This window comes from Kiritimatiellia bacterium, assembly GCA_025054615.1.
In the GTDB taxonomy this organism is placed as follows: Bacteria; Verrucomicrobiota; Kiritimatiellia; order CAIVKH01; family CAIVKH01; genus JANWZO01.
Map to the genome: position 1 here is coordinate 137,034 of JANWZO010000006.1, position 14,677 is coordinate 151,710.

Sequence of the window (14,677 nt, forward strand, 5' to 3'; positions counted from 1 at the left end):
TAAGCGACTACCGGGACGGTTTGATGGCCTCGTAATCGTCAAAATTCAGCATTGCAAACGGAGTCTGCATCCGGTTCAGGACGTAGCCTTCCAAGGGCGCGAACGACTCCCACCAACGTTGCTGCACAGTCCCCTGGGGAATTCCCTCGCGAGCGACGATGGCGCCCCCCACCCGCACTTCGACCGCAACGCGCTCCACCTCCCCGAATCGCTCCACGGTGCTGGGGTGCAGATACACATCGCTTCGGCGCTTGCCTCGCCCAATATTAATATAGGTCACTTCGCCTTTGAACAGAGTGCGCGGATTTCTGCCTGGCTCCGGCTTGCGCGACTGGGTCAGGACATAATACGTGAAGGTCGCCTCATCCATCCATTCTGGCGCCACCTCATAATCGACAATAATCTGGAACCAATTCCGAGTGCGGGCAGCAAACTGGCTTTTCTTGACCTGATACTCTGGCGTTTCAACCTTTCCGCCGGAGATACGCCGAATGATGAGCGGAACCTGCCCCGGAGCGCCGGCCGCCGGCTGCGCCGCCGCATCTATCGCGAAGATCCCAAGAATCCATCCGACAAGGGTCAGGGCAGCGCAACGGGCGATCCATTTCATGACATGTCTCCGTCCACGAATTTGCGAGCGTTTCAGACCAGCTCCAAAATCTGGCGGCAGTATACGCAGAGCACCAATAAAAGGTCAACCGCTGGCTTCATTTGACCCGCCTTTTCGCTAATTTTCAGGGTCGGCATTTTCGTCCATCAGCAATCTTTTGGCCTCCTTTAGGGCTCTCCGCTTCTCCGGGAGTAACTCTGGATATCTCAGGTCAAGCGAGACCAGCGCCTCAATCACGATGGAGGCTACCACGATCCTCGCGTACCACTTGTGATCCGCCGGAATGACAAACCAGGGGGCATATGACGTCGCCGTGTTGCGGATGGTTTCCTCATAGGCTGCCATATACGCCTTCCAGTGGGCGCGCTCCCGCACATCGTCGATGGAAAACTTCCAGTTTTTGTCCGGGTTTTCGATTCGCTCGAGAAACCGCCTCCTCTGCTCCGCAAACGAGACGTGCAAAAAGAGCTTTCGCAGGACGGTGCCGTTCCGATAAAGGTGGCGCTCAAATCCTCGAATGTCTTCGAACCGTTCCTGCCAGAGGTTCTTACCCACCCGGGCGATCCTTTGTCGCTGCAGCCATTCGGGGTGAACCCGTACAACCAAGGTTTCCTCGTAATACGACCGATTGAAAATCCCGATCCGGCCCCGTGCCGGACATCTCAGATGACATCGCCAAAGAAAGTCGTGGTCCAACTCTTCCGCCGATGGCGCCTTGAAGGAATGGACCTGGCAACCCTGCGGATTGACGCCCGACATCACATGTTTGATGGCTCCATCCTTTCCCGACGCGTCCATTCCCTGAAAAATCACCAGGACGGCCCAACGGCCGTCCGCGTACAAGCGTTCCTGCAACTCCGCCATCAACTCGATGCCCGCCTTGAGGACCTCTCGCGCTTGCCGCTTGTCCTCCCCGCGGAATTCCCCCGTGTCCGCGGGATTTAGGCTTTCCAGTGAGAATGCTTTGCCATTCGCGACGCAGTGTCGGGCGGCGAGCCGGCGGGCGATGCGGATGAGATTCTCTCGGTCCATGAAATAGCTCCCGTCGCATCATGCCACCCAGCAGACGGGTTGGCGAGCGTCCGATCGAAGACCAAACTCCCGCACACGACTTTCGAAATCCGCTCAGACCGCAAAAGATTGCTCCTCCCAAAACCGGGGGTAGGATGGATGGTGTCATGGAGCAGCTGTCCTCCCTCGCGAAGACTATTGAACGCGTGGTGTTCCCCGATACCCGTTGCGCGACCCGAGCATTGGCGCTCGAGCGTGCGCAAAGCAGCAAACTCGAGGTAGCGGCGGCCTCTGTAGTGAGCCAAAACCTGCACGTAGAATGGCAGGTCAGGGGCGACGAATCGCTATCATACTGGCCCGAAGTTTCTCGCGAGCAGCGCAATCCAGAGTGATTCCGATGGAGATCACCAGAGCCTCCAGCACAAACGAATTTCTCGCGCCGGAGATCGGCGCCTTCAGCCGCTCTCAACTCCAAGACGCAAACGGGGATTGCTTCCAAACCGAAAAGTTGCGCGGGGCATTCCCCGCGCTCGCGCTCAAATCGACAAAAAACGACCTTTGGGCTCCATCGCCAGTGGGCTAACCGGCAAACGAGGAAAGGCCATGACAAAAAAAGACGTTTTCCTGGGCATCGATCTCGGCGGAACAAAAACGGCCGTTTGCATAGCCGACGGACAGGGTCACATTCACCGAACGGAGCGATTCCCCACCCTGGCCGATCTCGACGCCAAACAGTGGCTTCCTCGCGTCCATGAAACCGCTGAACGGCTACTCGCAAAAGAGGGACTTACGTTCTCATCCCTGAGCGGCGTTGGCGCCGCTGTTCCGGGCCCCATGTCTGTTCGAGAGGGTCTGATTTTAGGCCCTCCCAACATGCCCGGTTGGAAAAACGTGCCCATTCGCGACTGGCTCGAAAGCCTCGCGGGGCGGCCGGTGGAAATCAACAATGACGCGAACGCAGCCGCCCTGGCGGAATACCGCTTCGGAGAATTTCGCGGCGTACCGGATCTAGTGTATCTGACGATGAGCACGGGGATTGGCGCAGGCGTCATTTCGGGGGGCCGACTCGTTCAAGGCGCGAACGACTTGGGCGGCGAGGTGGGACATGTGACTCTGGACCCGTGCGGTCCTCCCTGCCCCTGCGGCCTCCGCGGTTGCTTTGAGCGATATTGTGGCGGCCGCAGTTTTCTGGAACGTGTTAGAGCCCGAATGGCCGAATCTCCAGGAAGCCGGCTTCACGCGCTCCACGGGGGCGACTCCGGACGGCTGCTGGTGACCGATGTCGCGCGCGCTGCGGCCGAGGGAGACCCCCTTGCCGCAGAAATGTGGGACGAATATATCGAGCGGCTCGCGCAGGGGATCGGCATGGTCGTGATGAGCTTCAATCCCGCCGCTATCGTCATGGGCACGATCGCGATACATCTCGGCTCGAACTTGATCGACCCGCTGCAAAAGCGCCTTCCCCGATACGCCTGGAGGCGCGCGATCGACGTGCTGCGCATAGCACCCAGCGCCCTCGGCGAGCGAATCGGTGAACTGGGCGCGATCGCACTCGCCCTGCAACAGGCCACCCCGTGATCAGCTCGCGAGTTAAAACCCGAACGTTCGCACTCCTACAATAACGATCGCCATCTTGGATCGAAAAAATCTGCGATCGTGACTTTCGAGAGGGAGCCGATCAGCCGCCCGCGCGCCAAATCATGTCCACCACCCGGCAGAGGTCGGACTCCATGGCCTCAATCGACTCGACTAGCCGGCATTGCGCCCGGCAGCGGTCTAGGTTGTGCTCCGGCCGATGAATTCGAAAGTAGACATCGCCCAGCAGGTAATCGGTTAGAAACCGCATGGCGGTTTCGAGCGTGATCAGCTTGCCGGCAAAGACCGCGAGATCCACCTCCGCATCAACCAGTACGTCTCCCGCACCGCTTAGGTAGCCCTCTGCGATGGCTCGAAAACAGGTTTCATCGACTCGGATTCGGGACGGATCTTTTTCGTCCTCCGCCGCCGGGCAGCTCGCCGTTCGCACTAGATCACCAAAATCGTAGAGTGCGAGACCGCGCATGACGGTATCGAGATCGATCACGCAAAGTCCCTCACCGGTTCGATTGTCAATCATCACGTTATTTATTTTGCAGTCGTTGTGGACGACGCGCATCGGCAGCGTGCCCGAGCGCTGCAGGTCCGCCAGTCGCTTCGTGTCCGACTCTCTTGCAATAAAAAATTCGATCTCTCGCCGCACCCGATTCGCGCGGTTCAGCGGATCCTGCTGAACTGCCTGCATGAGGGCTTCGAATCGCGCAGGGGTATCGTGGAAGCGCGGAATGGTCTCCTCCACATCATCGGGAGGCAGATCGGAAAGATCTGCCAAAAACCGGCCGAAGGCCGCCGCCGCAGCCCGCGAGATCGAAGGATCGCTCACGGCGTCGAAGGTGCTCGCGCCATAAATGAAGAAAAACGCACGCCACCACTCGCCCGTATCATCCACAACGGCTAGCCCTCCGTCGCGGGCCGGTATCGGGGTCAGAACGCGGCGCCGAGCGTCCGGGCGGTCCCAAACTTTCCTGGCCAAATGTCGGGTAACCGTCCCGATATTCCGCATCACCGCGTCCGGATTGGGAAAGACCCTGCGGTTGATGCGCTGGACCACAACAGCGGTTGCGCCGTCCGGATTCCGGACATCCACTCTCCAAGTCTCGTGGATGTGGCCCGCCGTCAACTGTTCCGCACGGAACACCTCGCCTCGCAGGTCAAATCGGGCGACGACAGATTCGAGGCGCGATTCATCCACGAATGGCGGTCGCCCACTCATTCTGTTCCGACTGCCGATTCTGAGACCATCGATGGAAGAATTTTGCGCGGAGGCCGGTCAGAAAGTCGCCTAGGCTCACTCCACTTGCCTTCAAAAGCGAACGCCATAACCGACACCGGCCAACAAGGCAGGCGCTGCGCTCGGATCGACATTCCCATCGAGGACGAGTCCCCACGCCGACCGGTCCGGCGCGCGACGGGACGGTATCCAGGCGCGCATATTGATGGCGTCCTCCTTATCCTCGCGCTCCATCTGCCACGCCGTCCATCCGAGCACCCCGACCACCGTAACCAACAGTCCGATCGTCACCAGAGGGTTTACCCCGGATTCCGCTCGAGAAACCCGACACGTTGCGGAACCCGCAAGACAAACAGCGAGGATAACCGCAATCCACGATGACCTTGTCCCTGCTTTCATCAGAACGCTCCGAAAAAAATGCTAGAGAAGGAGACGACGGGCGTTGTTTCCCGCAAATCATCCACAGCCGCACGAACTTCAACTATCAGGCTGTCGACCTGACGGTATAGCCCATCATCCTTCACAAGTTTTCCAAGCGTACCTTCGCCTCGGCTGATGGTCTGCGCAGTGTCTTTCAAAGACGCTACGGCATCGGATAAATCCTGATATAACTGATCGTCCGATGAAAGCAGTCGACCCAGTGTTCCCTCCCCGCGCTCAAGGCGCGCACTGACCGCCAGCAAGTTTGTATAGAGCCCGTCATCCGTCAGCAGCTTGCCAAGTGTTCCCTCACCGCGTTCCAATCGGGCGCTGACTGCGAGCAAATTCGTGTACAGGCCATCATCCGACAACAATTTGCCGAGCGTGCCCTCGCCCCGCTCCAATCGAGCGCTGATGGCGAGCAGGTTTGTGTATAGCCCATCGTCGGTCAACAGTTTGCCGACGGTGCCTTCGCCGTCGCGGAGCCGACGGGTGATTTCCCGAAGATTGGCCATCGTTTCCTGCAAATTTTCGAGCACGCCGCCCTGCTCGAGCGAGGTGCGGATCTTCTGGATGCCTTCGGTAAATTCAGCAATAAAATCAGCGGGCCCTTTTCCGACCACGATCTGGCCCGGCTCCAACAGAGGCTTTTCCGGGGAGCCTTCGCGGATTTCAACAAACTTGCCGCCGAGCACTGAGGCAGGAACAACGTGAATCGAATAGTCCTCACGCAACTCCACTGGATAATCCAACGAGAGCAAAGCGTGCACACCGTCGCGCCGGACCTCGAGTCGCTTGACTCGGCCGACATCCACGCCTTTGACATAGACCTTGTCGCCGGTAATCAGTCCGGCAACCTGGTCAAAAACAACAGTCAGCTCGTAGTTTTTCGCGAGGATGTTGTCCTGGCTGAGAATGATGGTGAAAAACCCCAGCGCCAGCAGGATCATCATCATGAAAAATCCGACGACGATCTCGATCGACATTTGCTGCATGCGGCTTCGTTTCATGGCTTCAGGTCATCCTCCCATTCGCCGCGGCGCGTGATGTACTGGGCTTCCAGAAACGCGCGCACGACTTCGTTCTTCGATTTCACAAAATCCTCCGGTGTGGCGACCTCGACGGCTTTTCCATTATGCAGCATCGCGATGCGCGTGCCGATCGCGAGGGCGCTGTGAAGGTCATGCGTGACCACGACGCTGGTCACACCGAGCTTTTTGCGCAGGTCATCGATCAATTTGTCGATCGTTCGCGAGGTGACGGGGTCCAGCCCAGAGGTCGGCTCGTCATACAGGATAATTTCCGGCTCCGTGATGATCGCGCGGGCAAGCGCAACCCGCTTTCTCATGCCGCCGGAAAGGTCCGCCGGATATTTCTCGTAGGCGTCCTCCAGATCAACCAACCGCAGCTTTTCCCGAACCAGGGCCTCAATTTCCGCGTCGCTCATCCGAGTATGCTCGCGAAGGGGCAGCGCAACATTTTCTCCAGCGGACAGCCAGGCGAGAAGCGCGCCACCCTGGAACAGAACGCCAAACCGGGAGCGAATCCGCTCCAGTTGCCGGCCGTAGGCTTCGCTCACGCAGTCGTCTCCAACGAAAACCCGACCGCGGTCAGGCGTCAGCAGCCGCACCATGTGCTTGAGGGTGACGCTCTTGCCCATCCCAGAGGGGCCGCAAATGACAAAAGTTTCCCCTTTTCGAATTTCGAGGTCGAATTCGTCCAGCACATTGCGGTTGCCGAGCCGCTTGGTTACTCGTTCGAAGCGGATCATCAGCGGTAAAACAGACGGGTCATCATGTAACCCAGCACGAGGATGGTGAGGAAGGAAATGATTACCGTGCGGCGGGTCGCCTGCCCGACGCCCACCGCACCCTCGGACGTCGAAAACCCCTGATGGCAGGCGGTCGTTGCGATCACGACGCCGAACACGACCGCCTTCAGAAGTCCCACATAGAGATCCTTGTTCTGCGCGAACAGTTGCGCGTTGTCAAAATATGCCTGAATGGAAACCTGCAACTGCGTCGCGCCGATGATCGCCCCCCCTACGATGCCGAGGATGTTCGTATAGACCGTCAGGATGGGCATCATGATCGCGAGGGCCAGCAGCCTGGGCATAACGAGGAACCTCACCGGGTTGATCGACATGATTTCCAGCGCGGAGACCTCTTCTGAAACCACCATCGTCCCAATCTGGGCGGCGATAGCGGACCCGACGCTCGCGGCAATGATCAGGGCCGTCATGAAAGGACCCATTTCCCGCAACATCACGACGGTCACCGCCGTTCCAATATTTTGTTGCAACCCGAATCGCCTCAACTCGAGGCCGGTCTGAAGCGCCAGGATCATGCCGGTGAACGCCGCCACCACGGTGATTACGCCGAGCGATTTAATGCCGGCCACATACATCTGATAGATCAGCTCGTGGCGGGATCGGCGGTCCAGAGCGCGGGGAATATAGAGGATGGCCTCCAGCAGCATCAGGATCGCCTGTCCGAGCCCGCGAAGGTTCATGAGGACCTTCCGCCCCATTGCGGCGAACGGGTTCAGCGGCGGATCAAAAAATTCTGGCTCTCGCGTGATTATGGCTGGCTATCCTCCGATTCCGCCTCAAAACCCCAAAAATATAGCACACGCCACCTCGCACCGGAATTCGTGCGCTCCCGGCCGAGTAACCCCTCCAGCAGCTCCCACGAGGCGCCGGCGGAACTCCGGTGCCATTCCCAGACGGGGAACAGTGTCCATAAGCGTTCCGCAGCGCCTCGGCGATGGTCCCGGTGGAAGCCCCACAGAAGTTCGCGATCCACGTTTTCGCCGACCCGGACCGACGAATACAGGGTCCACAGCGGCGCCCAATTTCGTTCGACCGCCCCGTTGTCGGCCAAGGGCCACAATTCCAACATCCGAAACTTGGACGCGTTTCCATCCCGTCGATACGAAAAGAATGGCCAAAATTTGACGTAGCGCTTTCGGGGCGGCGCGCCCGCTTCGGCCGTGACCGAATGAAAATAAAACGGAACGACCATCCACGCTTCGCGTTGTTCCGTTCCCCGTTGATTTCGCTCATGCCAAACAATCGGCCACGCGATGAACACTCGCTGGTTTCCTTCGTACTTGCGATAGCCATAGAGCGGCCACACGACAAGGCGCTCGGTCTCGCCGGTATCCCGCTGTATAAAAGGCCAGGGCATATACACACGGTTCATTTTTTCGCCCCTCGTGTACCGGAAAAAAGGCGGAATCAGCCACCAGGTCTCCTGGTCCTCCAGCTTGATGTGCCCATAGAGAGGAAACAGGATAAAGCCCGAGCCCCGGCTGCCCGGATACTCATACCGCACCTGGGTGTAAAACGGCCAAAGCACAAAGAGCTTATCGTAGGCGCCTTCCCGGACCGACCGGCCATACAGGGGAAAAACGCGGGCGCGGTGAACGCCCTGCCCTTCCGTTTCCGAAATTAGCGGCCAGAGCCAGTTACTTGTGCGAAGGTCGTTCAACCGGCTTGTGGACCGAATGGGGAACAGCACAAATCGAATCTCGTCGCGGCCGAGAAATTCGCGGATCGTCCCGCCGAGCGGGAAAACGGCGCGGTAGTGGATGCCCGACGCGTCCCGGCCCTCGAAATAAAACGGAAGCAGCCAAAACCGATATCGGCGGTCAGGCTTCTCCGGGCCGTGTTTGAAATGAAAAAAGACCAAATAGCGGGACGACTCCTCGGAGCCGATTTCTCGCCGCGTCGCCAACGGCCACAAAAAATCCTCCCGCTCGCGGCCTCCGGTGGGATCCTCCAACGAGCTGTAAAAGGGCCGAACCGCCACCAGACGCCAGCCCTGAGTGGACTGTGCCACCTCGAAAAAAGGGCCGATCATCTTCAGGCGCACATCTCCGTGCGCGTCCTCATGGCGGGAGGCTAAGAAGCCTGCGTCGAACCCATCCGGCCGTTTCGCCTCCACACGTTCCAGGGCCAAGCCGGCAGCAAACGCTGCGATCAGGCGCCAATGCATTGGCGGACGACCTCGGCAATTGACCGCGTGAGGCGTTCGGTGACCTCCTCCGTCGGGCCTTCGACCATCACGCGGCACATCATTTGCGTACCGGAATAGCGCACGAGCACGCGCCCCTGCTCCCGAAGCTCCGCCTCCGCTTCCGCGATCGCCTTTTGGACGGGAGCCAACGTGGATAGGTCGGGCTTTGAATGGACTTCGACGTTGATCAGCCGCTGCGGCGTCACCGTCATAATTGACGCCAGCTCGGACAACCTCCGCCCGCTGCGGCATAGAACGGCCAGCAGTTGAAGCGCCGAGATCAGACCGTCGCCGGTCGTATGATGGTTGAGAAAAATCATGTGGCCCGATGTCTCTCCACCGATGACCGCGCCCGTTGACTGCATCATTTCCAACACATAGCGGTCGCCCACCGGCGCGACGGCGGCCTCAATGCCGAGCTGCCTCGCTGCGACAAACAGTCCGTAATTCGCCATCACCGTCGTGACGATCCGGTTGCCGGCCAGCTTCCCCTCCTCTTTGAGGGCCTTCGCGCAAATCAGAAGGATATGATCGCCCGAGAGCTCATTCCCCTTTTCGTCCACCGCGATCAGCCGGTCGCCGTCGCCGTCAAAAGCGAACCCGGCATCCGCGCCGATTTCGAGAACCTTGGCACGTAAGGACTCCGTGTGTTGCGAGCCGCAGTGATCATTGATGTTGGTGCCGTTGGGTTCGCAGTGCAGGGCCACCACATCTGCGCCCAGTTCGCGGAAAATAATCGGCGCAACCCGGTAGGTCGCGCCGTTGGCGCAATCCACCACAAGTTTGAGCCCCTCGAGGCTGAGAGATTCCGGGAATGTGTTCTTGCAAAAGACAATGTAGCGGCCAAGCGCGTCATCGATCCGGCGCACCTTCCCAATTTCCGCGGCGGTCGGACGAATATCCCGGATTTTTCCGGAAAAAATCAGCTCTTCAATCGCCTGTTCCTCAGCGTCCGGCAACTTGTAGCCCGAGCGGCTGAAAATTTTGATTCCGTTGTCCGGATAGGGGTTGTGCGACGCCGAGATGACCACGCCGGCATCGGCGCGCATGCTTCGGGTGATGAAGGCGATGCCGGGCGTTGGCATCGGCCCCACGAGCAGCACGTCGACGCCCATTGAGCAGATTCCGGCGGTAAGCGCGCTCTCGAGCATGTACCCGCTGATTCGCGTGTCCTTCCCGATCAGGACCTGATGGCGCCGCTCCGCCCCCTGCTTGCAAACGTGCGCGATCGCCCGCCCGATTTCCATCGCCATCTCGGCGGTCATCGGAGGCTGATTGGCAACCCCGCGAATGCCGTCCGTGCCAAACAATCGTCCCATAGCCAGGATCCTCCTGTTGCGTTGCGGGAGTCAGGGCTCCGCGGCGGCCGAGGCCGTTGCATCCACAATCGCCTGCAACCAGGCTCTGCCGGCGGCTTTTGCAGTGTCAGGCAAGTTGGGCGCCCAATCGATGTAGGACGCCGTGCCCAGCGCCCCATCAGCGGCCTGCAGAAACGCCTCGCGCAAGCGGCTGTCATCAAAGGAGGTCAGCAATCGCTCCCGAATCCGAGGCCATCGATTCACGATCGACTCCTGAACCTCGGCCTCGGCCGTGTCGCCGCGTTCCCGGAGCGCCTCGGCCGATGCCCGAAGCTTTCCAACCCACTCTTCCAAACGCTTGAACCGCTCCTGCTCAACGGAGGCAAGCTGCGCCACGGCGCCCTCCCAACAAAAGCGCGTGTAAAAACCCGACATGAATCGGACGCGAACATGACGATACCAAGCCAAAAGAGCGCGGATGTTCCCCAGATAGATCAGATTGTTCTTCAGGATTCGTCCGGACCCGCGATAAACGCCGGTTTGGTAGGGCCGGGCGCCGGCGGGTGGCGCCGGCGAGATCAAGAGCAGATCCTCCCCAGGCGCATCCCCGCGAAAGACCGTGCCCGCCGGAGTCACACACCCGTATCCAATCCGCGACGGGCCGACCAGACCGCCCTGCCCGCCAAGAAATATCGGTTTTTGATCCAAAAACACCCCCCGGGGAACATCACCAATCAATGAGGGCGTCGCTTTGTCCTGATGCGGCGTAAAGTTGAAATGGACAAACGACGAGCCGACTTCTCCGTGGTTTTTTCGGCTCGTACCCCCCGCCATCAGCACATCGCAGAAATTGATCAGGCTGCCCAACGTCACATACGGCATGAGGATCGTCTGCTTCAACCCCACCGCATGCGCCCCGCTCGCCTGCTCCTCCAGCAGCGTGCCGGGGCGGACATGGGCCCCGCTCCCCAGGCTCGCTCCATCGAGGAACACGGCCCCCGAAATGTATCCACCCCGTATTTCGACGCCTGCGCCAAGTTGGGAATCCTCCAGCGTCACCGGCGCCTCGGCCCCGATTTTGCAACCGGGACCGATGCTCGTTCGCCCACCGCTCAACCGGCACCCCGGGTGGATAACCACATCCGGAGCGATCCGCTGCGGGACGATGGAGTCATCCACATGAACAGACGCCGGATTCGGCATGTGAACGCCCCGCGCCAACAAATCGCAAACCCGTTGAGGAAGATTCGAAATGTTCATGAGCTCATTTCACGAGCAATCCAATGATTACGCCAACGGCCACACTGGCAAGGATCAATATCGATTCGGTCACGGACACGTGGGCCACCAGCAGATTCAGCTTTACCGATCCCTGGTTTAGCACGGCAATCCAAGCCGCCAGTCCGATAAGGACCAGCCCGATCAAACGAGGTTTACTCATGCGTGCTGATCTCCCAATTACCCGGCCGGAGCGCCGGCTCAGATCATGGGTTTGAGGTACTTTGCCTTCAGAAGCCTCCAGAACACAACGAGAAATGCGGTCAGGGGAATTCCGAGAATCATGCCTAAAACACCATCAAACGCCGTGCCCCAGAAAAAAAGCGAAAAGATGACCGCCGCCGGATGCAACCCTGTGCGCCGTCCCATAATCCGGGGCGTCAGTACATAGCCTTCAAGCAGTTGAACCACCGCGAACACGGCAAGAACGCTGGCAAGCAGCAACCACCCGCCGCCCGGCTGAAAAAGGGCAAGCGGTATCGCAACGGCCAGACCCACCACATTTCCGAGATACGGGACAACGTTCAGCAGGCCCAGCGTCAATCCAATCGCGATGCCAAATTGCAGACCCACCATCGAAAAGCCCGCTGCAAAGAGGAGGGCCTGCGCGAGGGCAATGACGATCTGCCCGCGAAAAAAAGCGACCAAAATTGCCGCGAACTCTCGGCACAAATAGATCACATCCTCCCGGGTCTCCTCCTTCAAAAACGGCAGCAAACCCCGCAGCGAATCCACCGAAAAGCCGGTCCCGGTCAGCATGAAAAAGACGTACACCGGAAACGCCATCCATCCCGCAAGACCGGCGATCCGCCCAAACAAACCGGCTCCCGCCTCCGCGGCGCCTCGAGCTGCGCCCCAAAGCCTCTCCGCAATCCAACCGCCGTGCTCGCGCAGTTCACTGCGCACCTCATCACCCTCTTTTGCCCATATTTCCGATAGCCAGGGAAGCCAGACCTCAACCCGATCTACCACAACGTCCACCCACCGTGGCAACTGTTCGGCCAGCATGCGCACCTGCGTCATCGCCATCGTCCCGAACGCCCAAAGCACCGCCAAAACCGTTGCCCCAAGGACCGCAAACAAAAGCGTTGCCGCAAGCCAGGGGTATCTGACCCGGCCGAGCAGCAGGTCATAAGCCGGTTTCAATATGACCGACAAAATCGCGGCCGCTGCAAGCGGCGAGATCACGGGCGAAAAAAAGACCACAAACTTGACGAGAAGCCTGAAAAGGTGAAAGAGAACGAAGGTTATCGCGGCCACGGCGAGCAACGTCAGCGCCGCCGCGATGGCTGCCTGCTGCCGCGGCCCGAATCGAAATGGGATCGTGCTTTCCGAATCAGCTCCGCTACTCATTCTTTGGCATTCCTCGGCGTATGTTTCATTGGCGAACATGAAATTCAATTTTCAGCCAAACTGATCCTTCTTCTTTCGCAGAATGGCAAACTCCTCGACGCTTTGCGCACGTAAAAAGGGATTCGTTTTCTTTTCGATTTCGATCGTTGTGGGCAGCAGAATCTTGCCGGTACTTCGAGCAGCTAGAGCGTCCTGTCTACGCCGTTCCACGTCAGGATTGGACGGATCCACGGTGGCGGCGAAACGCATGTTCTCCGCGAGGTAGTCATGGCCACAATACACGTGAGTGGATCCGGGTAGCGCCGCCAACCGTTGAAGAGAAGTGAACATGAGTTCCGGCGGCAGACCAAACAACCGACCACATCCTCCTGCAAACAGGCAATCGCCGGAGAACAACAACCCAGGTTCCGGATCGGGCAGATAATAGGCGGTATGCTCCCGCCGGTGCCCTGGAGTATCGATCGCTCGAATCTCCAATCCCTGCCAGGTCCATGATTCATCGCGACCGGCCGGCCATCGAATGGGCACGCCGGACCCGACCAAGGCCTCGACGCCCGCAACATGGTCTGGGTCGCGATGCGTGATAAGCACGCCAGTAAGTCGTACATTTCGCGCCCTCAAGATCGAACTCACCGGTTCCGAGGCGGCCGGATCGACGACAACGGCCTCTCCCCCGCGCAGCATTACGTAGAAGACATTGTCGTGGAATGGAATCAAGACCACCTCAAGCCCTTTGTAAAAAACTGAATTCATCAACGCGACCTCATCAATAACTGGCAGACCCTGCGGCCGATGTTGACCATCCGCCAGCAGACCAACCCTGTCCGGCAAATCGTGTTGCATCGTATCAAACGCGCCTCATCGAGAATAGCGAACCATCTGAAATGCGCTCGGAAAATACTGTCTCTGGCTCCTCGCCCTCTCGAAATTAGCGGTTGAATTTCTGCTGGCGAATGAGCCGTCTGCATCTCGTCAGCCTTTGAGGAATAGCTCGAATCGGGGGGTTGACGCGGTAATCAGGCGAGCTATCGTGGCTACACAAAGGGCGGTTAGCTCAGCGGTCAGAGCATCTCGTTTACACCGAGGGGGTCGGGGGTTCAAATCCCTCACCGCCCACCAGTTTTCCGCTCGTATTTTTTAAGTATTGTTGCACGCATTTTGAGAAATGTTCTCATCGATTTGAGAATCAAGCGTTTTAACGGATGGATTACCTGAAGCGAAATCCTGTGGTGCCATGCCAGTCGATCACAAAAAGTGGCTCGGGGTATGACACGCCGGAGGACGCCTTAAAATAAACAAAAAGGCCCCCTGGGAAGCTGGGAAACTTGCCGAAATCGTTCTCGGTCGGATCGCAGTAGGAAGGCGTATCGAGGAGGGATATTTCGGCTAATACCACATCTCGATTCGTAATGTTTAAGTCATTCGGCCAGTTTGGGAAATGTATCGCATTCGTCCAGATGACCTCGCCTTCGGGCGGGGCGGGGTCAGACTCTAAACATTCAGTATTGACATTTCTTTTCTTCGTTCTTAGCGGTGGCGATCGCCCGGCATAAACTGCGGAATAGTAAAGGGGTCAGTTCTTGGTAAAGGGGTCAGTTCTTGGTATTGACTACTCGCGAGCAGCCGGATAGGGCCCTCAAGTATGGCGCGGAAGATACGAGTAGAATATCCGGGGGCGATCTATCATGTGATGAATCGCGGGGATCGGCGGGAACCCATATTCTGGGATGACCAGGATCGGGAAGAGTTCCTTATCGCGCTGGGTGAAGTGTGCGAAAAGACGGGTTGGGAGGTGCACGCGTTCTGCCTGATGGCGAATCACTTCCACTTGGTGGTGGAAACACCCGGCGGGAATCTGGTG

The 14,677-nt window shown here is 58.7% G+C and carries 15 protein-coding genes and 1 tRNA gene; 3 read left to right on the top strand and 13 right to left on the bottom strand.

The window, feature by feature from the left end; translation table 11 throughout:
* Positions 1-7: 7 nt before the first annotated feature.
* The gene (locus tag NZ740_04570) at positions 8-610 is read right to left on the bottom strand and encodes a hypothetical protein (protein MCS6771281.1); all 603 of its coding nucleotides are present in this window, start codon (positions 608-610) and stop codon (positions 8-10) included.
* Between the two features lie 117 nt (positions 611-727).
* Entirely contained in the window at positions 728-1,642 is a 915-nt protein-coding gene (locus NZ740_04575; GenBank protein MCS6771282.1) for a polyphosphate kinase 2 family protein, read from the bottom strand.
* A gap of 582 nt (positions 1,643-2,224) precedes the next feature.
* Between NZ740_04575 and NZ740_04580 the strand changes: the two genes are divergently transcribed.
* Positions 2,225-3,199, top strand: a complete 975-nt coding sequence (locus tag NZ740_04580) for an ROK family protein (GenBank protein ID MCS6771283.1) — start codon at positions 2,225-2,227, stop codon at positions 3,197-3,199.
* Between the two features lie 100 nt (positions 3,200-3,299).
* On the opposite strand, the gene NZ740_04585 is transcribed toward NZ740_04580, so the two are convergent.
* From NZ740_04585 to NZ740_04635, 11 genes are all read right to left on the bottom strand, one after another.
* Positions 3,300-4,430: an aminoglycoside phosphotransferase family protein gene (locus tag NZ740_04585; protein MCS6771284.1), complete on the bottom strand. Its 1,131-nt coding sequence runs from the start codon at positions 4,428-4,430 to the stop codon at positions 3,300-3,302.
* Positions 4,431-4,520: 90 nt separating this feature from the next.
* Entirely contained in the window at positions 4,521-4,847 is a 327-nt protein-coding gene (locus NZ740_04590; GenBank protein ID MCS6771285.1) for a hypothetical protein, read from the bottom strand.
* Positions 4,847-5,878 (bottom strand): MlaD family protein, encoded by a 1,032-nt coding sequence (locus NZ740_04595; GenBank protein MCS6771286.1) that lies wholly within the window; start codon positions 5,876-5,878, stop codon positions 4,847-4,849. The genes NZ740_04590 and NZ740_04595 overlap by 1 nt, the downstream gene beginning before the upstream one ends.
* Positions 5,875-6,639, bottom strand: coding sequence for an ATP-binding cassette domain-containing protein (locus tag NZ740_04600; GenBank protein ID MCS6771287.1), 765 nt, complete (start codon positions 6,637-6,639; stop codon positions 5,875-5,877). Before NZ740_04600 ends, NZ740_04595 begins: the two co-directional genes overlap by 4 nt.
* Positions 6,639-7,397 (bottom strand): ABC transporter permease, encoded by a 759-nt coding sequence (locus NZ740_04605; protein ID MCS6771288.1) that lies wholly within the window; start codon positions 7,395-7,397, stop codon positions 6,639-6,641. Before NZ740_04605 ends, NZ740_04600 begins: the two co-directional genes overlap by 1 nt.
* Before the next feature lie 50 nt (positions 7,398-7,447).
* The gene (locus NZ740_04610) at positions 7,448-8,866 is read right to left on the bottom strand and encodes a hypothetical protein (GenBank protein ID MCS6771289.1); all 1,419 of its coding nucleotides are present in this window, start codon (positions 8,864-8,866) and stop codon (positions 7,448-7,450) included.
* Positions 8,851-10,206 (bottom strand): phosphoglucosamine mutase, encoded by a 1,356-nt coding sequence (glmM, locus tag NZ740_04615; GenBank protein MCS6771290.1) that lies wholly within the window; start codon positions 10,204-10,206, stop codon positions 8,851-8,853. Before glmM ends, NZ740_04610 begins: the two co-directional genes overlap by 16 nt.
* Positions 10,207-10,236: 30 nt before the next feature.
* Positions 10,237-11,445, bottom strand: a complete 1,209-nt coding sequence (locus NZ740_04620) for a UDP-N-acetylglucosamine pyrophosphorylase (protein ID MCS6771291.1) — start codon at positions 11,443-11,445, stop codon at positions 10,237-10,239.
* 4 nt (positions 11,446-11,449) lie between these two features.
* Positions 11,450-11,626: a hypothetical protein gene (locus NZ740_04625; GenBank protein MCS6771292.1), complete on the bottom strand. Its 177-nt coding sequence runs from the start codon at positions 11,624-11,626 to the stop codon at positions 11,450-11,452.
* Between the two features lie 38 nt (positions 11,627-11,664).
* Positions 11,665-12,816 carry an AI-2E family transporter gene (locus NZ740_04630; GenBank protein MCS6771293.1) on the bottom strand — a complete coding sequence of 384 codons (1,152 nt, stop codon included), beginning with the start codon at positions 12,814-12,816 and terminating at the stop codon, positions 11,665-11,667.
* A gap of 51 nt (positions 12,817-12,867) precedes the next feature.
* Complete coding sequence (locus tag NZ740_04635; protein ID MCS6771294.1) at positions 12,868-13,659, bottom strand: hydroxyacylglutathione hydrolase; 792 nt, start codon at positions 13,657-13,659, stop codon at positions 12,868-12,870.
* 200 nt (positions 13,660-13,859) lie between these two features.
* Here NZ740_04635 and NZ740_04640 point away from each other — a divergent pair.
* Both NZ740_04640 and NZ740_04645 read left to right on the top strand, forming a co-directional pair.
* A tRNA-Val gene (locus tag NZ740_04640) sits at positions 13,860-13,935 on the top strand.
* A gap of 523 nt (positions 13,936-14,458) precedes the next feature.
* On the top strand, positions 14,459-14,677 hold a 219-nt coding region (locus NZ740_04645; GenBank protein MCS6771295.1), incomplete at its 3' end, for a transposase.